This is a genomic window from Mycobacterium marinum (assembly GCF_003391395.1).
Taxonomy (GTDB): Bacteria; Actinomycetota; Actinomycetes; order Mycobacteriales; family Mycobacteriaceae; genus Mycobacterium; species Mycobacterium marinum.
The window spans coordinates 5,607,428-5,630,683 of sequence record NZ_CP024190.1; the positions used below are offsets into that span (position 1 = coordinate 5,607,428).

19 protein-coding genes are annotated in these 23,256 nt (G+C 64.8%); 3 read left to right on the top strand and 16 right to left on the bottom strand.

Annotated elements, in window-relative coordinates:
- Window positions 1-4 precede the first annotated feature (4 nt).
- The 8 genes from CCUG20998_RS23625 to CCUG20998_RS23660 all read right to left on the bottom strand — a co-directional run bounded on the left by CCUG20998_RS23625 (window position 5) and on the right by CCUG20998_RS23660 (window position 9,117).
- The gene (locus tag CCUG20998_RS23625; protein ID WP_020729502.1) at window positions 5-2,440 is read right to left on the bottom strand and encodes a CaiB/BaiF CoA-transferase family protein; all 2,436 of its coding nucleotides are present in this window, start codon (window positions 2,438-2,440) and stop codon (window positions 5-7) included.
- On the bottom strand, window positions 2,440-3,432 hold the full coding sequence (locus CCUG20998_RS23630) for an enoyl-CoA hydratase/isomerase family protein (RefSeq protein ID WP_036456025.1): 993 nt from the start codon (window positions 3,430-3,432) through the stop codon (window positions 2,440-2,442). The genes CCUG20998_RS23625 and CCUG20998_RS23630 overlap by 1 nt, the downstream gene beginning before the upstream one ends.
- A 2-nt stretch (window positions 3,433-3,434) precedes the next feature.
- The gene (locus tag CCUG20998_RS23635; protein WP_036456022.1) at window positions 3,435-4,553 is read right to left on the bottom strand and encodes a M24 family metallopeptidase; all 1,119 of its coding nucleotides are present in this window, start codon (window positions 4,551-4,553) and stop codon (window positions 3,435-3,437) included.
- Window positions 4,543-5,778 (bottom strand): M24 family metallopeptidase, encoded by a 1,236-nt coding sequence (locus CCUG20998_RS23640; RefSeq protein ID WP_020729499.1) that lies wholly within the window; start codon window positions 5,776-5,778, stop codon window positions 4,543-4,545. The genes CCUG20998_RS23635 and CCUG20998_RS23640 overlap by 11 nt, the downstream gene beginning before the upstream one ends.
- 9 nt (window positions 5,779-5,787) lie before the next feature.
- Entirely contained in the window at window positions 5,788-6,849 is a 1,062-nt protein-coding gene (locus CCUG20998_RS23645; RefSeq protein WP_172607309.1) for an amidohydrolase family protein, read from the bottom strand.
- Between the two features lie 148 nt (window positions 6,850-6,997).
- Complete coding sequence (locus CCUG20998_RS23650) at window positions 6,998-8,182, bottom strand: cytochrome P450 (protein WP_373145215.1); 1,185 nt, start codon at window positions 8,180-8,182, stop codon at window positions 6,998-7,000.
- A gap of 62 nt (window positions 8,183-8,244) precedes the next feature.
- Window positions 8,245-8,439, bottom strand: a complete 195-nt coding sequence (locus CCUG20998_RS23655; RefSeq protein ID WP_020729496.1) for a ferredoxin — start codon at window positions 8,437-8,439, stop codon at window positions 8,245-8,247.
- A gap of 12 nt (window positions 8,440-8,451) precedes the next feature.
- A complete protein-coding gene (locus tag CCUG20998_RS23660; RefSeq protein ID WP_020729495.1) occupies window positions 8,452-9,117 on the bottom strand; it encodes a TetR/AcrR family transcriptional regulator in 666 nt (221 codons plus the stop codon).
- Window positions 9,118-9,382: 265 nt separating this feature from the next.
- Between CCUG20998_RS23660 and CCUG20998_RS23665 the strand changes: the two genes are divergently transcribed.
- Entirely contained in the window at window positions 9,383-12,655 is a 3,273-nt protein-coding gene (locus CCUG20998_RS23665) for a LuxR family transcriptional regulator (RefSeq protein WP_020729494.1), read from the top strand.
- A gap of 13 nt (window positions 12,656-12,668) precedes the next feature.
- Here the strand turns inward: CCUG20998_RS23665 and CCUG20998_RS23670 are convergent, their stop codons facing one another.
- Window positions 12,669-13,472: an SDR family NAD(P)-dependent oxidoreductase gene (locus CCUG20998_RS23670; protein WP_020729493.1), complete on the bottom strand. Its 804-nt coding sequence runs from the start codon at window positions 13,470-13,472 to the stop codon at window positions 12,669-12,671.
- Between the two features lie 194 nt (window positions 13,473-13,666).
- Here CCUG20998_RS23670 and CCUG20998_RS23675 point away from each other — a divergent pair, with 194 nt between their 5' ends.
- Entirely contained in the window at window positions 13,667-14,419 is a 753-nt protein-coding gene (locus CCUG20998_RS23675; RefSeq protein WP_020729492.1) for an SDR family oxidoreductase, read from the top strand.
- A 52-nt stretch (window positions 14,420-14,471) separates the two neighbouring features.
- On the opposite strand, the gene CCUG20998_RS23680 is transcribed toward CCUG20998_RS23675, so the two are convergent.
- The 3 genes from CCUG20998_RS23680 to lpqS form a co-directional block, all read right to left on the bottom strand.
- The gene (locus CCUG20998_RS23680) at window positions 14,472-15,749 is read right to left on the bottom strand and encodes an MDR family MFS transporter (RefSeq protein WP_020729491.1); all 1,278 of its coding nucleotides are present in this window, start codon (window positions 15,747-15,749) and stop codon (window positions 14,472-14,474) included.
- On the bottom strand, window positions 15,749-16,870 hold the full coding sequence (locus CCUG20998_RS23685; protein WP_099052725.1) for a PLP-dependent cysteine synthase family protein: 1,122 nt from the start codon (window positions 16,868-16,870) through the stop codon (window positions 15,749-15,751). The genes CCUG20998_RS23680 and CCUG20998_RS23685 overlap by 1 nt, the downstream gene beginning before the upstream one ends.
- Before the next feature lie 201 nt (window positions 16,871-17,071).
- Window positions 17,072-17,479 (bottom strand): putative copper homeostasis (lipo)protein LpqS, encoded by a 408-nt coding sequence (gene lpqS / locus CCUG20998_RS23690; protein ID WP_223161693.1) that lies wholly within the window; start codon window positions 17,477-17,479, stop codon window positions 17,072-17,074.
- 129 nt (window positions 17,480-17,608) lie between these two features.
- Between lpqS and CCUG20998_RS23695 the strand changes: the two genes are divergently transcribed.
- Window positions 17,609-19,267: a multicopper oxidase family protein gene (locus CCUG20998_RS23695; RefSeq protein WP_012396308.1), complete on the top strand. Its 1,659-nt coding sequence runs from the start codon at window positions 17,609-17,611 to the stop codon at window positions 19,265-19,267.
- Between the two features lie 30 nt (window positions 19,268-19,297).
- Here the strand turns inward: CCUG20998_RS23695 and CCUG20998_RS23700 are convergent, their stop codons facing one another.
- From CCUG20998_RS23700 to CCUG20998_RS23715, 4 genes are read right to left on the bottom strand one after another with little or no spacing between them, the layout of a single operon-like run.
- The gene (locus CCUG20998_RS23700; RefSeq protein WP_020729488.1) at window positions 19,298-20,116 is read right to left on the bottom strand and encodes an alpha/beta fold hydrolase; all 819 of its coding nucleotides are present in this window, start codon (window positions 20,114-20,116) and stop codon (window positions 19,298-19,300) included.
- A complete protein-coding gene (locus tag CCUG20998_RS23705; RefSeq protein WP_020729487.1) occupies window positions 20,116-21,105 on the bottom strand; it encodes a cyclase family protein in 990 nt (329 codons plus the stop codon). The genes CCUG20998_RS23700 and CCUG20998_RS23705 overlap by 1 nt, the downstream gene beginning before the upstream one ends.
- Window positions 21,105-21,920: a coniferyl-alcohol dehydrogenase gene (locus tag CCUG20998_RS23710; RefSeq protein ID WP_020729486.1), complete on the bottom strand. Its 816-nt coding sequence runs from the start codon at window positions 21,918-21,920 to the stop codon at window positions 21,105-21,107. The genes CCUG20998_RS23705 and CCUG20998_RS23710 overlap by 1 nt, the downstream gene beginning before the upstream one ends.
- Window positions 21,921-21,954: 34 nt before the next feature.
- Window positions 21,955-23,256 (bottom strand): LLM class flavin-dependent oxidoreductase, encoded by a 1,302-nt coding sequence (locus tag CCUG20998_RS23715; protein WP_020729485.1) that lies wholly within the window; start codon window positions 23,254-23,256, stop codon window positions 21,955-21,957.

Below are 23,256 nucleotides of genomic sequence, written 5' to 3' on the forward strand. Positions count from 1 at the left end.
CTGTTCAGGTTGCCGAGTACATTGCCGAGGCCGCCCCGATAACACCGTCAGATTCCAGCTCGGATATCTCCGCCGCGGTCAGGCCCAGCTCGGTCAGCAACTCACGGTTGTGCTGACCCAACAGGGGCGCTGGTTCGGTGTGAAATCGTCCTGGCCAACCGGACAGCCGCATCGGCACCGTGCTGAGCCTGGCCGGGCCGTTCACCGGATGATCCACCACCTCGAAGAAGCCGCGCGAAGCCAACTGGGCCAACTCCGACTGCCGATGCGGTTGCATCACCTTGGCCACCGGTACACCGGCTTGCCATAGGGTGGCCACGATCTCGTCGCTGCCCCGCTGCCCGCACCACGCCGCCAAATGGTCGTCAATGACGTCTTCGTGGGTCCGCCGGCCGGGCGCTGTGGCCAGGCTTGGTTCGGCTGCCCAAGAGGGTGATCCGAGCGCAGCACCCAGCTGCTGCCAGTGCTGGTCAGTCGAGACCGCAATAGCAACCCAGCTGTCCAGGTGGCCGAACTCGTCGATGTCAGAGCTGCGGTAGAGGTTTTGCGGCACAGCGGCGGGGCCGCGGTTGCCCGCGCGCTCCAGCAGCCGCCCGTACGCGCTGTATTCGATGACCTGCTCCGCAGCGATGTTCAGCGCGGCGTCCACCATCGCCGCTTCCACCAGCACACCCCGACCGGTGCGCCGCCGGTGCTCGAGCGCCAGCAGCAGCGCATTGGCCGCATGCACACCCGCATTGGGATCGCCGACCGAATACGGCTCATACGGTGTGAGGTCGGGATAGCCCGTCATCCAGCTTATTCCGGCCGCGGACTCGATGACATAAGCAAACGCCGGATTGTCGCGCCACGGTCCGTCCAGGCCGAATCCAGGCATGCGTAGCAGGATGGCATCAGACCGAATCGACTGCACCGTGGTGAAATCCAGACCCAGCTGGTCCAGGACGCGCGGAGTGAAGTTCTCGGCTATCACGTCACAGGTTGTGATCAACCGGTGCAACACTTCCCGACCCCGCGAATCCCCCAGGTCCAGCGTCACACCCTTCTTGTTGGTGTTCAGCGCCACGAAAATGGGCGACTTCTCCCACCATTGGTCTTCGGTCACGGGTACGCCGGCAATCAGCCGGGTACCGTCGGGACGGCGGGTCGATTCGACGTGGATCACCTCGGCGCCGAGCATGGCCAACAGGTGCGTGCACGACGGTCCCGCCCAGAATGTGGTCAGGTCGAGCACGCGAATGCCACTCAGAGGCAGTCGCGTCAGAACCTGCGGCGTCGGTACCGGCCTGGGCTTCAGTTCGGCCGTCCGGTAGTGGTCGCCATGTTCCCCGAGCCGCGGCGCCGGACCGGGGCGGCGCAGGTGCACCGAACTGATCCGGTACGGATGGGCCGGTTGCAGGAACCCGTCGCGGGGGTTGCGGACAAAGGAACCTCGCGCCTGAAATTGGTCGAGCGAGGCGATGTTGGCCCCATTGGCCACCGGCGCGTTGGGAATCCGGAACGCCGTCGCGAGTTCCCGGATCTCGTCGGACGGATGGCTGCGCAGCCAGTCGTAGATCTCCTCGGCATGGAGGTTGGCTTGTTCGGTGATCGACAACGGCGATTGCTCGTCGATCCACTCCGGGTGACCGACCATCGCGCACAGGTCGAACCACTGCTGCGCGGTTCCACATCCCAGATCGACCAGCCCGTCTTGGGCACACGCCACCCCCGGTACGGTCAACCGCCGAGCGTCACGCCATGGCCGGCCGAGCATTTCGAAATAGGTGACGGGATAGTAAGTCTGGCTGAGAATTTGGGTCTCCAGCATGGATAGGTCGATCAGTTCTCCCCATCCATCGCTGATCCGGCGGTGCCGGGAGGCCAGGGTGGCCACGCTGGCATATGCTCCGGCCAGGTATTCGCCGACTTGCCCGCCGACGAAGACGGGCGCGCGATCGGCGAGGCCACGTCCGAGCCCGATGATTGCGCCTGACCACGCCTGCAGGGTGAACTCGGTCGCCGGCCGGTCGTGCCAGGGCCCCTCCAGCCCGAACGGGGTTATCGACGTGACCGTGAGCTGCGGATGGCGCCGGTGCAGCTCTTGCGGTCCAAGGCGCGGGTGCTCAGCGACTCTGGAACCTGGCGACCACACCACCGCGTCGGCGGCGGCCAGGAGCGCCTCGACCAACGCCAGGTCGCGATCGGATTCGGGTGCCGCGACGACGCTGTGCTGGCTACCGGCCAGGAAGTTGAACAGGGCGCCGTCGTTGCCCTCGGGTATGGCGGTGCCCGAAGCCGACCACCAGCGCAACGGATCACCCTCTGGTGGCTCGACTTTGACGATGTCAGCACCGCCGTCGGCGAGCAGTTTGGTGCAATATGCGCCCGCGATACCGGTGGACAGATCCACCACCCGGTAACCGGCCAGGGGCGGCTGAGCTGACGGTGTGGCCTCCACTAACCTTTTTTCTTCTTCTGCTTGGCAGGCTTGCCGGTGCCGTCTTTGGCCCGCGATTTCTTGCTCAGGCGCCACTCCGGTGGGAACCGGCTGTCATTGTCCTTGACCGCATCGCCCAGACCCTGCTCGATGGCGTCATCGAGCATGAGGTCATCGGTGTCGGCCCGCACACCGCTGCCCATCGACTCGAAGAAGCCACTGAGCAGGCTGCCCATGTACTCGCCCTGGAACTGTTTCATGATTTCGAAGAAGACCTTCTGCATGAACACCGTGTCGTTAGGCCGGTTGCGCGCACAGGCCAACGCATACTTGGCCACCTCGGCTTCGAGTTCCTCGCGCGGTACCACGCTGTTGAGAAAGTTGCAGTCCTGCATCTCCGCGGCGGTGAAAGCCCTTCCGGTGAAGACCATTTCCTGAAACTTGCGGATGCCCATGGTCTGCGCCCACCACCACATCCGCGGACCCCAGCCGTAGTAGCGGAATGACGGATGCCCGAAGAGCGCATCATCGCTGGAGATCACCAGATCAGCGTCGGCCGCCTGATAGAAGTGCCAGCCATAGCAGTAACCCTTGACCTCCAGGATGGAGATCTTCTTGAAATCCTGCAGGCCACGAATCCCGGCGTTCGGATTGGCATACCACTGGCTGACCGATGCGCCATGACGAAAAGAGCCCAACGGCGGATACTTGACCTCCTCAGCGCCGATCCGGAATTCGGCAAGCCGCGGGCCCTGATCCGGAGAGTTCATCACCTCCATGAACTCTTCGAGATCCGCACCCGAGCCCAGATCCTCTCCCTCGCCGCGAATCACCAGTACCTTGACCTCGTCATCGATGCTGGCCCGGTGCAGCAGATCGGCGTAGCGCAGTCGCGCGGCTATCGTCGGCGCATTCAGATGGCCGGGGCGATCGAAGGTGATGGTGGCGATTCGGGTCTCGGGGTCCTTGTCATACCGGATCACCTTGTCCACCGGCGGCTCCGATTTTGGCATGGCTAGGCCTGCCACATCGGGCTGGCGGTCAACACCTCGGGTCCATCGGCGTTGACCAACACCGCTTCGCGGCCAAACACGGCGCCCACCCCGGCCTCCCACACGTAACCCGTCACGGCAAGAACCATTCCCGGCTCCAATCGGTCATTGGCCGCCGTCGCGGGCAGCTGGGCGGAGATGACCGGCGGGTCAAAGCCCATTCCCAGGCCCCGCGCTACCGGCATCGGCGGCGCCGGTTCTCCGGCCTGCCGGTAGGCATTCAGCAATTCGCCGGCCCCCGCACCCGGCTGGCACGCTAAAAGCAGCCCATCCCACAGCTTCGCCCATCGTTGGTACAGCGGCGCGGCGCCCGCAACACCGTCTGCGGGCCAGGTTCGGCCCACCTCGCCGATGTATCCGCCGGCCAGGACCCCCGCGGAGAAGGCCACCAAGTCCCCGGACCGGACGCGACGATCGCCGCTGGCCCGCCGCCACGGGTGCTCGCGCGAAGTCACCCACGCCACATCCTGATTGGAGGGAGTGCTGACGCCGCCGGCCGCCACCGCTTCCACCAGCACGCCGGCCAGCAGCTGTTCACCGACCCCGGTTCGCAGCTCGGCTACCGCCGCGGCCAGCCCGGACTCGGCGACCGCGATGGCTGCCCGCAGCGCGACCACCTCCTCGTCCGTCTTGATCCGCCGGGCGGCGCGCATCGCGAGCTCGCCGTCGACCAGCTCCGCGTTGGGAAATGCCTGCGGCAGCAGCTGGGCGAAGACCGGTGACAGCGCGTCGGTCCCCACCCGCCGGGCGGTGGCGGCACCGTCGATGCGCTCGAGCACCGAAATGGTGTTCATCGGGTTCCACGAGATGCCATAGAGGTTCTCGTGCGGGATGTCATCGGGAACGCCTTCATCCCAGGTGCTGAGCAGATGAATGGCACCTGTCGCGCGGACCAGGACGCAGGTGGGGCCGAACGGCCTGGTACCGGCGACCCAAAGTTGTGGAGTGCCCGAGACATAGCGGACGTTGGCCTGCCTACCGAGAACCAGGAGATCGAGATCGTGGGCCGCCATCTGCTCGAGCGCACGTTGCCGGCGCCCACAACGCAGCGCTCTATTGTCGGGCAGTACTTCAGTCGACATAAGGGTCATACGGGTAGTCGGTCAAGCGCGTCGAGCCCTCCTCGGTGATCACCAGAACCTCTTCACTGCGGTAGCCTCCGGTACCGTCTTCCCACACAACTGGCTCGAGCACCAGCACCATGCCCGGCTCCAGCACGAAGTTCTCATCGAACTCCTCACCGAGATCGGTTCCGATCATCGGCATTTCGGCCGCGTTTACACCGATTCCGTGGCCCAGATAGAAGTGCGGCAACCAGGGCCGAGCACCGCCATTGGCCGCCGTTGCGGCCCTGGCCAACTCGGCTGCCGTCGCGCCGGCGCGGGCCACGCCGACCACGGCGCTCATGATCTCGCGCCACCTGTCGAACTGTTGCTGCTGCCGTGGCTGCGGGTCACGCCCCACGATCCAGGTCCGCCCGAAGTCTGAGCAGTAGCCCTGGTAGGTGATGCTCACGTCGGTCCACAGCACGTCGCCTGCGGCGAGTTCTCGCTCGGTGCTCAGCAGCGGCAGCGCCAAGTCGCCGTGGGTGGTCCACACACCCTCGGCCCTGCTTGCCGGCATGACCTGCCAGATCGGTTCGAGCATGCTGGCGGTGGCGCCCAGTTCGAAGGCCCGGCGCAGAAAGCGCGCGGATAGCTCGATCTGCCGAATCCCGGGCGCCAGCGCCTCGTGCACTTGCACCATCGCCGCATCGGTGATTCGGACGGCGTTGCGGATGCACGCGAGTTCATCTGAGGTCTTGATCACCTTGGCGGCACTCACGACGGCGCTCGCATCGACGGGGGCACCGCTGGGGAACAGCAGCTTTGCGGCTCGTGCCATGGCACCGGTCAACTCGTCGACCGCGATGGTGGCTGCCGGTGGGATCAGCTCCGACAACAGGCGCGCGAAATTCTCTACTCCTTCGTCGAATTCGAGGTAGACCGGACCGTGCAGGTGATCGGCGGGCAACTCCGACTCCTGGGATGCGCCCTCCCGAAACGGCAGAAACAGGTGCGGCCACTGGTCGCAGGCCAGCACCACCGCCACCGGGCGCTCGACGTAGGACAGCCCGGCGTCTCCCAGCGGCCAACTGGCGCCGGTGGCGTAGACGACGGCGCTGTTACCCAACAAGATCATCGCGTCGACGCCGCGATCGGCCATCGCGCGGCGGAGCCTGGACCCCGTCTCGCGCCGCATCCGGGTCAGGTCCGGCCGCTCCGGAATCTGCATCTCAGGCGAGGGCGGCCGCGCGAACGTCGTCATCAGAACTCCTCAGAGTCCCAGGAATTCGGTGATGTTGCCGCTGACTATCCGGGCGGCATGCTGCGGCCCGACCGCGTCGACGACAGCGGCCAGCGACTTCTCCGAATAGCCGTAGGTGCTCTCATTGTGCGGATAGTCCGAGGACCACATGACCTTGCCGACCCCGATGCGATCGATCAGTTCCAGTCCCAGCGGGTCAACCATGAACGATGCGCTCATGTGCTTGTCCCAGTAGTAGCGAACGTCATGCTCGAGCGGCCGGTTGAACATGTGCTGATAGGACGCCACCAAATGCTCAGCGTCCTGTAGTGCCCAGGGCACCCAGGCGATGCCGCCTTCGAACCAGCCGACCCGCAAACCCGGATGCTGGTCGAGGATGCCGCCGAAGATGTACTTGGAAAACGTCTCCCGGAATCCGTCGATATTGATCATCATCCCGACGACGACGCTGTTGAACTCACAGGGGCTCTTGGGCGGGGTCTCGCCGATGTGGTGGGTGATCGGCATGCCGGAAGCCTCGATCTCGTCCCAGACTGGCCGCATGGTCGTGCTCGCGTAGTCGATAGGGTTGCCGTCGTCGTCCTTGCCCGGGTTTAGCGGCATCAAAAAGGTCTTGAGTCCAAGCGATTTCAGTTCCTCTAGGGTGCGGCGAGTTCCGTCGGGGTCCCACCAGTTGATCAGCCCGGCACCGTAGAAATGACCGGCGGAGCGCTCCTGCAGTTCGGCGATGTACTCGTTGTAAATGCGGAATGCGAGTTCCCGAAGCATCTTGTCCGGGTAGTGAAAGAGGGCGAGCACCGCGTTGGGAAAGGCGAGCTCCTTGTCGACCCCGTCCTCACGAAGTTCCTGGATCCTCGCCTCGATGTTGGTGCTGGCGGCCCCGGGCAGGTCATCGTATTGCATGAGGACCGCGCTGAAGTCGCCCGGAAGGAACGACTGGCCCTTGCGCCCGACCTGAAAAGCACCGTCTTCGTACCAGATACGCGGTGCCTTGTCCTTCAGATCGTCCGGGAAGCGCTCATAGAAGATGTCGGCGGCCAGCGATATGTGATTGTCGGCCGAGAACACCACCGTGCCCTCGGGCAGCCCCACATTGATGCCGCTGGCATGTCCCCGGCGATTCTTCGGTGCTCCAAAGCCTTCCGGCGGGTAGAGCGAGACGGAGCTGGTTGGGGCCGACATCATTGATCCTCCATTCGGATCCGGGTTGAGACAGTGGTCACCAGGTCACGGGTAGTTCGTAGACCCCATAGGCCAGGCGGTCGTCTTTGAACGGGACGTCTTCGAGCGCAGTGGCCAGCGTCAGCGTGGGGATGCGCTGCAAGAGAGTGCGGTAGACAATCTGCAACTCGGCGCGGGCGAGCTGTTGGCCGACGCACTGGTGCCTGCCGTAGCCGAAGGCGACGTTGCGCTCGGCGCCCGCGCGGTGCAGATATAGCCGATCCGGTTCGGCGAACGCGTGCGCATCCCAGTTCGCCGGAGCGAGATCGATGATGATGCCTTCGCCGGCGCGGATGGTTTCTCCGCCAATGTGAATGTCTTCGTGGGCGACCCGGCGCTGGCCGTTTTGAATGATGCTGAGGTAGCGCAGCAGTTCCTCGACCGCATTCGCGACGATCTTGGGGTCGTGGGCATCCCGCAGAATCCCAGCCTGGTCGGGGTTCACCAGCAACGCGAGCACGCCAAGACCGATCATGTTTGCGGTGGTCTCGTGTCCGGCGATCAGCAAGCCGGTGCCCAACTGGGCGGCCTCCTTGACGCTGAGCTCACCGGCCTTGGCCCGCTCGGCCAGATCGGAGACCGCGTCTTCGGCCGGGTTCGCCATTTTGGCTTCGACCAGCTCAGCCAGATACTTGTGCAGGCTCATCGCGCCTTTGACGGTGTCCGCACCGGTCGCGTACCGGGCCAGCCCGACATTGGCGTGGTGCTGAAACATCTCGGCGTCCTCGTAGGGCACCCCCAGCAGTTGACTGATCACCAACGACGGCACCGGCAGGGCCAGTTTGGCAACAAGGTCGGCTGGCTGCGGGCCGGCCAGCATCGCATCGATGTGCTCGTCGGTGATCTGCTGGATGGTGGGGCGTAGTGCTTCCACCCTCTTGAAGGTGAACGGTTTCGACAGCATCCGCCGAAATCGGGTGTGCTCTTCGCCGTCGGCGGTGAACACCGAGCGGGGACGCTTGTGAACGGTCGACAACATGCCCGCATTCCAGTGCGGGAAGCCCGGCAGCCGATCATCAACGCTTACCCGTGAGTCGGAAAACAGCTCGCGCACTTGCTCATATCCCGTGATGAGCCACGGTGTGCTGCCGTCCCAGATGCGCACCCTGGTTAGCGGCCTAGCTGCCGCCAGGGCCATGACTCCTGGCGGCGGGGCGAACGGACAGCCCGCGGACCGCGACATCGGATAGTCCGGGATTCCCGCCGCCGTCTCGGGGCTGGGGCTTGCGAGCGTGTCGGACACGGTCACTCCTCGATCTTGATTGCCATCGCCGGGCAGGACGCGGCCGCCCTGCGGGCACCCTCGGCGAGCTCAGCGGGCGGATTCTCGTTGAGCAGGACGACCACACCGTCCTCGTCACGCTGGTCGAATATCTCGGGTGCATTCATCACGCAGTTGCCCGACGATGCGCAGACGTTTTCATCGACAATCACTTTCATCTGCGCCCCTTCTCACTCGCGCGCTGTCACAGGCGCCAGCCATAGGCCGGTTATCGCGTCGATCAGTCCGGTCGCGGCCCCGCGCCAGGAGGGTCGCGGCACCGAGGTGCCCGCGGCAAGCGCACGTTCGAGATCAGCACAGGTGTGCATCAAGAGGTTTCGCGCCATCAGGTTGCGTTCGTAGCGCACGTCGACGGACAGATCCGGTAGACAGCTGTTGATGCCGTCGATGACCTGAACCAGCGACGGCGAACTCAGCGCATCTTTGACGATGATGTTGTGGTAGGCGGGATCGGTCATCGCCTGCGCGGCAAACCGTGCGTACCAAGTCGGATTACCCAGGACCGCAAGGTGTTCGGTGAGCGGGCACACCAAACACGCCACCCAATCCCGCATCGTCGCGGCCGCACCCTTGGCGGCGGCCGCTGCCACCATTTGCTCGCGAAGCCGTTCGACCGGCACGCGATGCTTCTGCTCGATAGCGCGAACCAGATCGGTCTTGGTGCCGAAGTGATACCCCACCGCGGCGTTGTTGCCCTGCCCCGCCGCCTCGCTGACCTGGCGGTTGGAGACCGCGAACACACCGTGCTCGGCAAACAGCCGCTCGGCCGCGACCAGGATCGCCTCTTGCGTGGAGCTGGCCCGTTCACCGCGAACGGCCCTGCCAACGGCGGTCATGACACCTAGTCAACCGCGCACCGAAGTATTAAGTCAAGCGATTGATTTAAAACGCGAAAGCCCGGCACAGAGCCGCTGTGGCCGGTGCGACTGAAGGGGCCACAGCGACGTATCGGCCGGTTGCGCCGTGGCGCTACCCGACCCGGCCGCCGCACTCTGCGCATTTCTACTGATGTTTTGCGGCGGACCACCGATCCATGCTGGTAAGCATGACCACATCGAAGCGCGAGCAGACACGCCGCAGCTGAATTGGAGCGACCTAGGCATGAACGGTTTGCCGACGGGAACGGTGACGTTGCTGCTGGCCGACGTCGAGGGCTCGACCCGACTGTGGGACAACCAGCCCGACCAAGCCGCAGCCGCAATCACCCAGCTCGATCAGATTCTGGCCGAGGTGATTGCGGCTCACGACGGAGTACGGCCGGTCGAGCAGGGCGAGGGCGATAGCTTCGTGGTCGCGTTCGCCCGCGCCAGTGATGCCGTGGCTTGTGCCCTGGCGCTGCAGCGCGCCCCGCTGGCCCCGATCCGGCTACGCATCGGACTGCACACCGGCGAGGTTCGGATGCGTGACCCAAACGATCCGACCAACTACATCGGCCCGACCATCAACCGAACCGCACGGTTGCGCGAATTGGCGCACGGCAGCCAAACCGTACTTTCCGGTGCCACCGAACAGTTGGTCTTGGACCAGCTCCCGGCCGGAGCCTGGTTAAGCGATCTGGGCACCCACCCGCTGCGGGATTTACCTCGCCCTGAACGCGTGGTGCAACTGTGTCATCCAGACCTGTGCAATGAGTTCCCAGCCTTACGACTGTCGAAGGCCGCCGCCACCCATGGTCTACCGGTGCAGCTGACGAATTTCGTGGGCCGTGATGCGGGGATGGCCCATGTCCGCCAACTGCTGGCCGAGCAGCGGTTGGTGACCTTGACCGGGGCCGGCGGGGTTGGCAAGACCCGGCTGGCGGTGCAGATCGCGGGCGAGGTCGCAGGCGAGTACGACGGCGGTGTCTGGTGGGTCGATCTGGCATCGGTCACCGACCCAGACGCGGTGCCGATTTCGATGACCCGCGCACTTGGCCTGCCGAACCAGCCGGGCCGCTCGACGGTGGACACGCTGCTGCGGTTCGTCGCCGGTCGCCAAATGCTCATCGTGCTCGACAATTGTGAGCATCTGCTCGACACCATTGCGGAGTTGGTCCTCCCGCTGCTCGGCGCTTCCAGCAGCTTCACTTTGCTTGCCACCAGCCGGGAGCCCATCGGGGTTCCCGGTGAGGTGACCTGGCGGGTGCCTTCGCTGTCGTTGGCCGACGAAGCCATGGAGCTGTTTGTCGATCGGGCGCGTCGAGTGGCACCCGATTTCGCGAGCAACGACAATACGGCTCCTGCGGTCGCGGAAATCTGCCGTCGCCTCGACGGAATACCGTTGGCGATCGAGCTGGCGGCGGCGCGGGTACGGGCGCTGTCCTTGCCTGAGATCGTGGTGGGTCTGCACGACCGGTTCCGATTGCTGACCGGCGGTGCACGAACCGCGGTGCGACGCCAACAGACGTTGCACGCATCCGTGGACTGGTCACACGCCTTACTCAGTGAGCCAGAACGGATCCTGTTCCGCCAGCTGGCCGTTTTCTTGGGCGGGTTCGATCTCGAGGCAGCCCAGGCCGTGGCTGGAACCACCGATGTGCAGCGCTTCCAGGTGCTGGATCAACTCACCCTACTGGTCGACAAATCGCTTGTGGTGGCCGAAAACCTCATTGACCGAACGCGATACCGAATACTGGAAACGGTGCGCCAGTATGCTTTGGAAAAGCTCGCCGAGTCCGGCGAGGCCGATTCGGTACGGACCCGCCACCGCGACCATTACACGACAATGGCCGCGCGACTCGACTCGCCGAAGCACACCGACCATGAGCAGCGCCTCGAACAAGCCGAGATTGAGATCGACAACCTGCGCGCCGCATTCGCCTGGAGCCGCGAAAACTCCAATCCCGATGAGGCTTTAACATTGACCGCGTCGCTGCAGCCGTTGTGGCTCACCCGCGGCCGCATCCAGGAAGGGTTGACCTGGTTCAACTCTGCACTTGCCGATCTCGACACGCGACACGTCGACATTACGACGCCGGTGCGGATCAGAGCCCTGGCGGACAAGGCCGTGCTCAACGCATGGGTGGGCGCCACCGACAGCATGGACGACGCTAGGCAAGCGCTATCGATCGCGCGCTATTTCGACGACCCGGCGCTGCTGACGCGGGCACTGGCCGCCTGTTCGGTAATCGCCAGCTATCACCCCGAGTTGGCCAGGCCATACTTCGCCGAGGCGGTCGAGCTAGCCCGCGCAACGGACGACCGATGGAGGTTGAGCCAGATCCTGGGCACGCAGGCCTATTCCGGGATCATCAGCGGAGATCCCATCCAAGCCCGCACCGCCGCCGAAGAAGGCCGCGACTTCGCCGACTCCATCGGTGACCGATTCCATTCGCGGGAATGCCGCTTGTGGCTTGGCTGGGCACAGCTCTGGAACGGCGAACTCGACGCGGCCGCCAAGCAGTGCGCGAAAGTGGTTTCCGAGTCCGAGGCAGCTCACGACGAGATCTCGAAGGTGCTCGGCCAGACGATCGCCGGCTGGTCACTCGCCCATCGCGGAGATACCGATGCGGCTCGCATCTCAGCCGGCGCGGCCATCGAAGCCGGCCAAAGTCTCGGGGGCCTGTACCAGGGCATTGGCTATGGAGCGCTCTCCGCTGCGGCCCTGGCGGCCGGCGATCTCGCGACGGCACGGGATGCCGGTGAGGCCGCGCTTCGTCACGCGAGTGTCCAGCCTGATACGGCCGCGGTCTTCTTCAACCAAATCGCGCAAGCAGCCGTGGCATCCGAGGACTTCGACACGGCACGACGTCGCGCAGATGAAGCGGTCTCGGCAACCGCGTCTCGTCCGTTCTACGCGATGGAGGCGCGCACGACGCGCGCACGCGTGGCGCTTGCGTTGGGCGAGCACGACCGGGCTGAGCGGGACGCTCACCAGGCACTCATACACGCTTGCGGCGTTCGCGCCTATTTGGGCGTCCCCGACATCTTGGAATGCCTCGCGGATGTGGCCACTGAGTTCGACAACCACCGCGAAGCGGCCCGGTTCTTCGGCGCGGCAGCGGCAATGCGAGACCGGATGGGATCGGTACGGTTCAAGATCTACGACTCCCACTACGATTCGTCGCTACGAACCCTGCGTAACGCTCTGGAGGAAGACGACTTTGCGGCTCTTTGGGCCGAGGGCGCCGGGCTGTCGGATGAGGAGGCAATCGCCTACGCCCAACGCGGCCGCGGCGCGCGCAAACGCCCCGCCACCGGCTGGGCATCGCTGACACCCACGGAGCGCGACGTGGTCAGGCTGGTCAGCGACGGGCTCAGCAATAACGACATCGCCGCCAGGCTTTTCGTTTCACCGCGCACGGTCCAATCCCATCTGACCCACGTGTACACCAAGCTTGGGGTCACCTCCCGGGTGAAACTCGCCCAAGAGGCGACCCGAGAATCCTCCCGCTGAGCGGCGGGCCGCCCTACCTGCTGCGGCGAATCACCTTGCCCGCCACCGTCCCGCCGTCCACGGGAAGAACGGTCCCGGTGACATATCGCGACCGTTCACCGGCGAAGTACAACGCCGCTTCGGCGATGTCCTCGGGCGTGCCCTCGCGCTTCAGTGGCCGGTCCTCACGCATGGTCTGGCGAATCTGCGCGGTGAACCGCTCGACTTGCTCTTGATCCATTCCCGCCGCCGACGACGCCAACAGCGGGGTGGGGATGTTGCCCGGCGCGATCGCATTGACCCGAATCTCGTAGTGCGCCAGCTCGATCGCCGCCGATTTGGTGAATTGAATCACCGCCGCCTTCGAGGCCCGATACGTCATCACTCCCCCGCCTGCCTGAATCCCGCCGATGGAGGTGAGATTGACGATCGATCCTCCGCCGTGGGCGGCCATCTGCCGGGCGGCATCACGGGTGCCGGCCATCACTCCCAGCACGTTGACCGTCATCACGCGGTGAAAATCGGCCAGGTCGTCATCGAGGAATCTGCGGTGCATGGCGCCGGAGACACCGGCATTGTTCACCATCACGTGCAAGCCGCCGAAGTTGTCGACGGCGGCCGCCACCACCGCCGCGACCTGTTCGGGTTGGGAGACGTCGGTCCGACAGAACATGGCATCGGCGCCCAGCGCGGCCGCCAAGGACTCACCACGCTCCGCTTCGACGTCGGCGATCACAACCCGCGCACCCTCGGCGATAAACCGCGCCACCGTGGCGCGCCCGATACCGGAGGCCCCGCCGGTGACGATCGCTACTTTGCCGGCCAATTCGTCGACCACAGAACGAGTTAATCCGCGCGCGCCAGGTTAAGTCAAGCAGTTGATTTAGTTTCCATTGCTGTCACACGGAGCCGTCATCACCCTGACGCCACCCGGCGACCCGCCAAAACCACGGACTTTCCCTGTTTCATCGGCCGAAAACGGAGGATGCTGGATTGAGCAATTCCATCACGCGGACCGGGAGGGGCTTGACCATGAAGATTCTGGTTATCGGCGGCAGCGGGCTGATCGGATCGCAAGTCGTCGCCCAGTTGACCGGGCTAGCGCACCAGGCCGTCGCTGCATCGCCGCGCTCGGGCGTCAACACGCTCACCGGCGAGGGGCTGGCCGATGCCGTTGCCGGAGCCGACGCGGTGGTCGACGTGTCCAATTCCCCCTCCTTTGCCGACGACGACGTACTGCATTTCTTCACCACATCGACCAAGAACCTGCTCGCGGCGGAGCAAACAGCGGGTGTGCGCCACCACGTCGCGCTGTCCATCGTGGGCACCGACCGGGTGCCCAACAGCGGCTACTTGCGGGCCAAGTGCGCCCAGGAGAAGCTGATCGAGGAATCGGATCTGCCGTATTCCATTGTGCGGGCTACCCAGTTCTTCGAATTCGTGATCGGAATTGCCGATTCGGCTACCGATGGCGACACCGTGCGCCTGTCACACACCGCGGCCATCCAGCCTATCGCGGCCAGCGATGTGGCAACCGGCGTCACTCGAGCTGCGATCAGCAATCCGCTCAACGGGATCACCAACATCGCCGGCCCGGACAAGTTCGGCATGGACGACTTCGTCCGAATGGGGCTTGCCGCACATGGCGATTCCCGCCAGGTACGCACCGATCCCAACGCCCGCTACTTCGGCGCGGTGCTCGATGAGCACAGCATCGTCCCCACCGACGGCGAGGATGTGACCATCTACCCCACCCACTTCAGTGACTGGCTGGCCGCGGGCTAGCCCAGCGCACTAGGCCACTGCGGCGGGGCCGACTCGGGGTTCCTGCGCGCGACTAGGCCGCCTGTTGGCAGAGCTGCGCCGGTGGATGACGGCGGCTCAGTCGCTCGGCGCGCGTCGCCTGCCGGTCCAGCTGATACAGGCCGACCACCGCCGCGAGACCGATCAGAATCAATCCACCCCAGACGAGTTCATCGGCGCCAAAACGGTGTGCCACGCTCATCAGCGAGCCCACCGCAAGGTTGCCGACCAGGATTCCGACGCCGACTATCGTGCTGTAGAAGCCATAGTGTGTCGCCACGAGTTTGTCTTCGGCCAGCACCACCACGGTGCGCATTTCGAAGGGAAACAACGCCGCCGAAGCGACAGCGAGCAAACTCGCCGATACCAACAGCGCCGCGACCGCGGCCCCGGTGCCGAAACGTTGCGCGTTAGGCACCATCGCGAGCGGCACGAACGCCATGGCCAAGATCGCGGCCCCGACCACCAGGCTGCGACTTACCCTCCAGTGCGCGGCGAACCAGCGGGTGATGCGTAGCTGGCCGGCGATCGCGATCAGCCCGGATACCGCGAACATGGCCGCTACCAAAACTGATTGGTGGCCAGGCGCCAGCAACGATGCCTGTATGGGCAGGGCGAGGTAGACCTGGAACGACAGCACGTAGGCACCCGTCATGGCGGCTGCGAAGCCCAGGAACGAGCGGTTGCGCACAATCGCCTTCCAGCCCTGCAGAATCGACTCGTTCTTGGTGTCAGGGTCGGCCAGATGCTGGGGCAACGCCATCAGCTGAGCGGCGGTCAAGACCGCAAAGACGGCCGAGGCCCCCAGCACCGTCATCCGGAAATCGAGCGTCAGCAAGGCCAGCCCCACCAGCGGGCCCAGCAGGATCCCGGCCTGATAAAAGATGTTGAACATCGCAAACGCTTCGAGCTTGCGATCACCGGAGTCCGCGGCCACATAGGCACGCACCGCGGGGTTGAACAGCGCTCCGGCGAAACCCGTTGCCGCCGAGGCAATCAGCACACTGGGCAGCGAGTGCGCGACCACCAGTAGCGCAAACCCACCGGTACGGATCAAACAACCGGCAACGATCAGCGGCTTGTAGCCGAACCGGTCGGCGAGCGTCCCACCCACAAAGAACATGCCCTGCTGGGAGAAGTTGCGCACGCCCATCACCAAACCCACCGCCCATGCGGCCAGACCGAGCGGTCCCGCCAGGTAGTCGGCCAGGTATGGCATCAACATATAGAAGCCGACGTTGATGCCGAACTGGTTGATCATCAGCACCCGGCTGGGCCGGTTGAAGCTGCGGAACTGCGCCAGGAAGCCCATCACGCCGCTACCTGGGTCGGGTCGATCACCGTCGCGCTACGCGTCCAACGTTGCACCACCGCGGCCGAGGGTGAGGCGATCACCTCCGGCTCAGTCGCGGGTCGCTGACCAAGCAGCCCGTGCTCGTTGCAGTAGTCGTCGTTATAAACCGTGTCGAAGTAGCGCTGGGGACCGTCGGGAAACACCGCGGCGATAGTGATGTCCGACGGCAAGGTGCGCGCGGCCCATCCGGCGACCAGGGCGACCGCTCCGACGCTCCATCCGCCGCTGGCGTAGTGGGTAGCGGCCATGGACCGGCAGGCCCAGACGGCTTCGGCGGGGGCAACCCAGTGCACTTCATTGAAGGCGCTGTAATCGACGTTGCGTGGAAAGATGCTCGACCCCAGCCCGCGCATCAGCCTGCTCGACGCGGGCTGACCAAAGATTGTGGAGCCGATGGTGTCCACACCGATCAGTCGCATGGCGGGATTGAACTCGCGGAGCACCCGCGCAACACCCGATGAATGTCCACCAGTTCCCACCGAGCACACCAACACGTCGACTCGACCGAGTTGAGCCGCCATCTCGAGCGCCAGCGGCCGGTAGGCGTCGACGTTGTCGGGGTTGCTGTATTGGTCGGGATTCCAGGCACTGGGGTCAGCGGCCAACAACTGAGCGACTCGGTCCTTGCGGGCTTGTTGCCAGCCCCCGACCGGGTGCGGTTCGGTCACCATGTCGACGCGGGCACCATAGGCGGTCAGCATGCGCGCGATGATCGGCTCCAGCCCCGGATCGGTGACCAGCGTGACCGGGTGGCCGTAGACGGAACCGGCCAGCGCCAGGCCCAACCCCAGCGTGCCGCTCGTTGACTCGACGATGGCCGCTCCGGGGGCCAGATCACCGCGGGCGCGGGCCCGTTCCACCATGTGCATGGCAGGGCGGTCTTTCATGCCGCCGGGGTTGAAGCCTTCCAGCTTGGCCCAGAATCCACGATCGGCGCTGCCGACTGGACTCGCGTCCCCCGACACCCAGAGCACCGGGGTGTTGCCGACCATGGTGCCCGGGTGCCGGTTACGACCGGGAATGGGGTGGTATCCCTCGGGAACAACACGGTACCGATCCCGAGTCTGCCGCGGCCGCATCGAGGTCAGGTGTGAGCGGCCGGGAAGCGTTGTGGGTGAAATGTTCAGATTGTCGCCAGCGGAATTTGCTGCGTTTACCAAGGGCAAATTGGGGTTCATTGTCTCGTCGCTTCTGCATTTGGCCGCGATGGCGCTGCGGCAATTTGATGTGGGTCAGCGGTCCCCGGCCCGGGTTTGTCCCCATGACCTGGCGCTGACCAGTCAGCGACGAGCGCGGCAGTACCGGGTCAGCAGATCTTGACCCGCGCGAACATAGACTGGCACCGATGGCGGGCCACGCCCGGCCGGCACCACGAGATAGGTGAGAATGCCCGGAATCCCCGCCGCGGCGGCCACCGGAGCGGATTCGAACGACATCGTGGCCGTCCGGGGCAACACCGCCGTCGCGAATTGTTCCGGGCATGGAGGGGTCGAATTGTCCACGAGGTGCGCGTGGTCGGCGCTGAGCACGAACTCACTACCCACCGATGTCGCCAAGGGGTGATCGGAATGCGCCGGCTGCAAGTGCACCTGCGGCAACCAGCACTGCGCCGCGACCACCGCGGCGGCCCACGCCAAGGCCAGCGCGACGATCGCGGATCGCGTCCACACCACGCGGCGGCCTTTCATGCGGCTCACTATATACCCCCTACCGGTATAGCGTAAAGGGTGAGCTCCGGGTTGCGGGATGCCTGATGTCCTAGCAGGGTAAACAGGGTATATGCGCACAGCCGAATCGATCGAGACGAGGAGCGGTTAATGCCGGTACTGCCAACGGGCGGCCACCCATTCGGGAGCGCACAGCTCAGTAGGCGCGGCTTCATCGGCGCCGGCATCGCAGGCGGGCTGGCGTTGGCCGGTTGCGGCCACTCGCAGACCACGCAGACCGGCGAAACGGCCATGGCCGATGCGATCGCGGCCGCCGAGCGAGCCCGTCCGCACACCGGGCGAACGGTTACCGCCAGCCTCACCCCGCAACAGGCACAGATCGATCTGGGCGGGCCGGTGGTGCAAACGTTGGCCTTCGGCAACACGGTTCCGGGACCGCTGATCCGGGCCAGCGTCGGCGACGAGGTGGTGGTCGCGGTGTCCAACCGGCTCGACCGCGCCACCTCCGTGCACTGGCACGGCATCGCGCTACGCAACGACATGGATGGCGCCGAGCCCGCGACCCCCAACATCGGCGCAGACCAGGACTTCACCTATCGGTTCTCGGTCCCGAATGCGGGCACCTACTGGGCACACCCGCATGTCGGCCTCGAGGACGACCACGGCCTGTACCTGCCGTTCATCGTCGACGATCCGACCGAACCCAACCGCTACGACGCCGAATGGATTGTTGTCCTCGACGACTGGACCGACGGTGTCGGCAAGAGCCCGCAACAGCTTTTCGACGCCTTGGTGGATCCGAACAAGCCCCGCATGCAAGAACTCCCGGGGTCATCGACCGCCCCAAGCACGTCCACCAGTACGACGACCACCACGACAACTCCGACCACAAAAACCAGCACGACAACGACAACCACCGGAACCAGTAAGACATCTCCCACCACAACCACATCGGCGACGGGTAAGCCGGATGAAGAAAGCGGCGAAGTCGGGTCGAGCGACCTGCTCGGCGGAGATGCCGGGGACATCGCCTACCCGTACTACCTGGTCAACGGGCGAATTCCGGCGGCACCCACTTCGTTCAAGGCCAAGCCTGGTCAGCGAATCCGGATCCGCATCATCAACGTCGCCTCCGACACCGCGTTCCGTGTCGCATTGGCCGGGCATACGATGACCGTCACCCACACCGACGGCTACCCGGTGATTCCGACCCAGGTCGACGCGCTGCTGATCGGAATGGCCGAACGCTACGACGTGATCGTCACCGCGGCCGACGGCGTCTTCCCGCTGGTCGCCTCCGCGGAGGGAAAGAACGCGCTGGCGCGTGCCCTGCTGTCCACCGGCTCCGGCACCGCACCCGACCCACAGTTTCGGCCCGCCGAACTCAACAAGCGGGTGGGAACCGTGGAAATGTTCACCGCCACAACGGCTGTCAATCTGGGCCGGCCCGACCCCCAGATGAGCCTGCCGATCACGCTGGGCGGAACGATGGCGAAATACGACTGGACCATCAACGGGGAGCCTTACAGCAAGACGCATCCGCTGACCGTGCGGCTCGGCGAACGGCCAACCCTGATGTTCGACAACCCCACGATGATGTACCACCCGATCCATCTGCACGGCCACACATTTCAGATGATCAAACCCGACGGCACGCCCGGGGCACGCAAGGACACCGTTATCGTGCTGCCGGGGCAACAGCTGCGGGCGGTGCTGGTTGCGGACAACCCCGGATATTGGGTTCTGCACTGCCACAACAGCTACCACCGCGAGGCCGGCATGATGACGCTGCTGGACTACATCTTCTAAAGGCAGGCCCCGACGCGGCACCCGGTGGGTTCAGCGACCGAGAAAATCCAGCATCAGCTCGTTGACGGTACCGGCCCGTTCGATCTGCGGACAGTGCCCGGCACGGTCGACAACCCGCGAGTGTCCGTTCCGGATCTGCCCGGCGATCTGCTCGGCCCAGCCGCTGGGAAGCAGCTTGTCGTTGCGCCCCTCCACCACCATCGTGGGCACCGTGATGCGGTCATACCGGCGACTGCTGGACGGGGTAGCCGAGGGGGGTGCACCGGGGCGACGAAAGCGGGCTGCCGCCACGGCTTCCCACGCCCCCGGCGCGATACTCGAATCGTATCGGCGCTGCACATAGTCCATGTCGGCCGGATAGCGGGCGTCGTGAAATAGCGCTGCCACGATGCGCCGCATTGCCGGCAGGGTCGCGTCGTAGCTCTGTAGTGCGTCAAAGTGGCGGTTCTGCTGAATCTGCCCGCCGCCGCAGATGATCGCCATGGTCCGCACGGGCAGCATCGGCGCGTCTGAGGTCGTGTCGGTCAGCAGCATGATGGCCCCCATCGAATTGCCCACGAAGTGCGCGGAGTCAACGCCGAGCACATCGCAGAACCTCGCCACATGGCGAATGCGCATTGCGCGGCCGTCGACGAAATCAACCACCTTGGCCGACTGCCCGAAGCCCAGGAGGTCGGGCGCCAGCACCCGGAATCGGGCGCCGAGCACGCCGATGTTGTGTTCCCAGGCAATTTCGGCGCTGGCCCCGAACTCACCGCCGTGCAGCAAGACCACCGGGTCCCCGTCACCCGCCTCCAGATAGCTGGTAGGCAAGCCGTCGACCGCGACCGCGCGACGATGAATCCGCACTACTTTATTGCGATCGGGTTGACCGGCGAGCCTACCGCGCCGACAAATCGCAGCGGCGGCGCAACGAGCTGGAACTCATAAACCCCGTCGGCGGCGCAATCGGCGGCCAGCGCGGTCAGGTCCCAGTATTCGCCGAGCATCAGTCCCATGTCACGCAGGCACAGCAGATGCAACGGCAGAAACAGACCATCGACGCCAGATACCGGATCTTCGACTTGCAGATTGTCGGAAGCGACCGCGGCAACCTCGTGATCGTGCAGCCACTGCGCGCATCGCCAGTCCAGCCCCGAGTAAGGCTCGGTCTTGTTTGCGGTCATGAGAAATCTTGTCCACCAACCAGTCCGGATAAGCACGATATCGCCGGACTCGATGGTGACGCCCTGAGAGCGCGCCACGTCGTCCAGTTCCTCGGGAGTGATCGGGTTTCCGTGCTCCAAAAAGACCTCGGCTCCGCGATGACGCACCAGGTCGAGCAACACTCCGCGCGAGGTGATGCCTTTGACATCGACCTTGTCGATACCGCAGTGATAGGCGCCCTGGCTGGTCACCGAGTCGGCGGGGAAGCCGTTGTAGAGCTGGTCGTCGTAGTACACGTGGGACAGCGCATCCCACTGGGTGGCCGCCTGTAGCGGCATGATGATCATGTCGTCGTTGAAGCGGAATGGGTTGTCGACCAGATACTTGCCCATCTGCCTCGCGGTCGGGTTCTGCTCCCACCCCGGCCCGTACTGCGCCAACGAACTGGCGTCGCCGCCGTCGATCGTCATCAGATGTATTGGATTGTGCCGGAAGCCGAAAGCGCCCTGAGGCCCCGATGACCCGAAGTCGACGCCGAGCGCAAACACCTTCCCGTGCCGGACCAAGCTCGCCGCCCGCTGGACCTTCTCGGCGGTGATGAAGTTCAGCGTGCCCAACTCGTCAGCGTCGCCCCACCTCCCCCAGTTGCTGAGCTCCCGTGCCACACGTCGGAACTCAGTCAACTCTGCCATCAGGCCCGTCCTTCCCCGAGTTCTCCAGCGATCGATGCCGCCACGTTTCCACCGTCAACCCATACGACCTGACCCGAAATATAACTGGCTGCATGACCATTCAGGAACACCAAAACCGAAGCCTGTTCACCCGGAGTTGCGACCCGGCCCAGCGGCTTGGCGATATCGTCGAGAAACTCGGCTCCGTAGGCGGTTGTGAGCTGATCCAGAATCGGCGTCTCGGTCACCCCCGGCCCGGTGCAGTTGATGCGGATGCCCCGCGCACCGAGACCGACCGCACTTCGCATCGTGTAGAGGATCACCGCTTCTTTGGAGAGTTGATAGCCGGCGCCCAGCACCTCCAGGTGCCGTTTGCACCAATCGATCCCCTCGACCATCGTCGTGGTGTTCAACAGCGGCGCCACGGCGCGATGGTGTTCGCGGTAGCCGGCGGCTGCTAGTGACGACACGCTCACAATCGCCGAACCCGGGCCCATCATCGGCAGCAGTGCCTCGGTGAGATGGCGTAACCCCAGGAAGTTGATCGTGACGACCAGCAGCGGGTCACCAATTCCGGACGAAACACCGGCGATGTTGAACAACGCATCGACGGGCCCGCCGACGGCATCGACGGCTCGATCGATGGACCCGGGGTCGGCGAGATCGAGCTGGTGAAACTCGCTGATCTCATACCCGGGTTGGCGCTGGTCGAGTCCGACGACTTGCGCCCCGAGTCCGGTCAGCTGATGCACGGCCCGCTCGCCGATGCCCGATGCGCATCCGGTGACCACGGCACGACGGCCGTCATAGCGCCATAGCTGCTCGATCTGGGCCACCGGCCTTTCCCGATCCGCTTACCGTGCTGGTCGGCTACTTGCGTTGTTCCTTCAGGCGCTGCGCCGCTTGCACCCGGCCTTCGTTGATCTCCGCCATGGCCTCGGGAATCTCGCTGGCAGTGAACTTGCCACCGCGACCGGTGGGCAACCCGCCGAACGAGTAGGCCTCGTCGAACTGTGGCGCATTCGATTCCTGGCGCCGCGCTTGCACCTTCTCGATGACAGGAGCCAGTCTCGCGGCCTTGTCCGCCACCGCCTTCGCGTCGCGCTCGATGAACTCGGGCAGCACCTCCTTGCCCATCAACTCGATGGATTCCATGGTTCCCTCATGACTGCGCGGGTTGAGCAGCAGGATGATTTCGTCCACGCCGCTTTCCTCATAGCCACGCAGGAATTCGCGCACGGTAGCCGGGGATCCAATGGCGCCGCGTCCGGGGCCGTAAGCCAATGTCGGGTCCTTCTCGATCTCTTCGAGATACCGGGTCCACACTCCGGTACGCCCGGGCGTGTGAATCCCGGTCATGTAGTAGTGCATGATCCCGAAGGAGAAGAAACCGCCGCCCTGCCCCAGCCGTTGCAGTGCCTGCTCATCGGTCTTGGCCACCATCATCGACAGGTCACCCCCGATGGCCAGGATGTTGGGGTTGATCGCGGGAGTCACCGGCGTGCCGTTCTCTTCGAACTCCTTGTAGTACCCGTTGACCCGCTCGGTGAGCGGACCCGGTCCGGTGTAAGCGAAACTCAGCGCACCGATGCACTTTTGGGCGGCCATCTGCACGGTGGCCGGGCGGGTGCACGCGACCCACACTGGTGGATGCGGCTTTTGCATCGGCTTGGGGATCACATTGCGAGCCGGCATCTGGATGTGGTCGCCGGTGAATCCGGCGAACGGCTCCTCGATCATGCACCGGATCGCCACCTCGAGGGCCTCTTCCCATTGCCCACGCTTGTCGGCCGGATCGATGTTGAATCCGCCGAGTTCCCCAATCGAGGACGACTCTCCGGTGCCGAACTCGACTCGTCCGTTGGACAGCAGATCCAGGGTCGCGATGCGTTCGGCCACCCGGGCCGGGTGATTGACCGCGGGCGGCAGGTGCATGATCCCAAATCCCAGCCGGATGTTCTTGGTTCGCTGGCTGGCCGCGGCCAAGAAGATCTCCGGCGCGGTGGAATGACAGTATTCCTCGAGGAAGTGATGTTCGGTGAGCCAGACGGTGGAGAATCCGGCCTTGTCCGCGGCTTCGACCTCATCGAGGCAGTCCTGCAGCATGATCCGCTCGTCGTCAGGCGCCCAAGGACGCGGTAAAGCGAATTCATAGAACAGTGAGATTTTCAT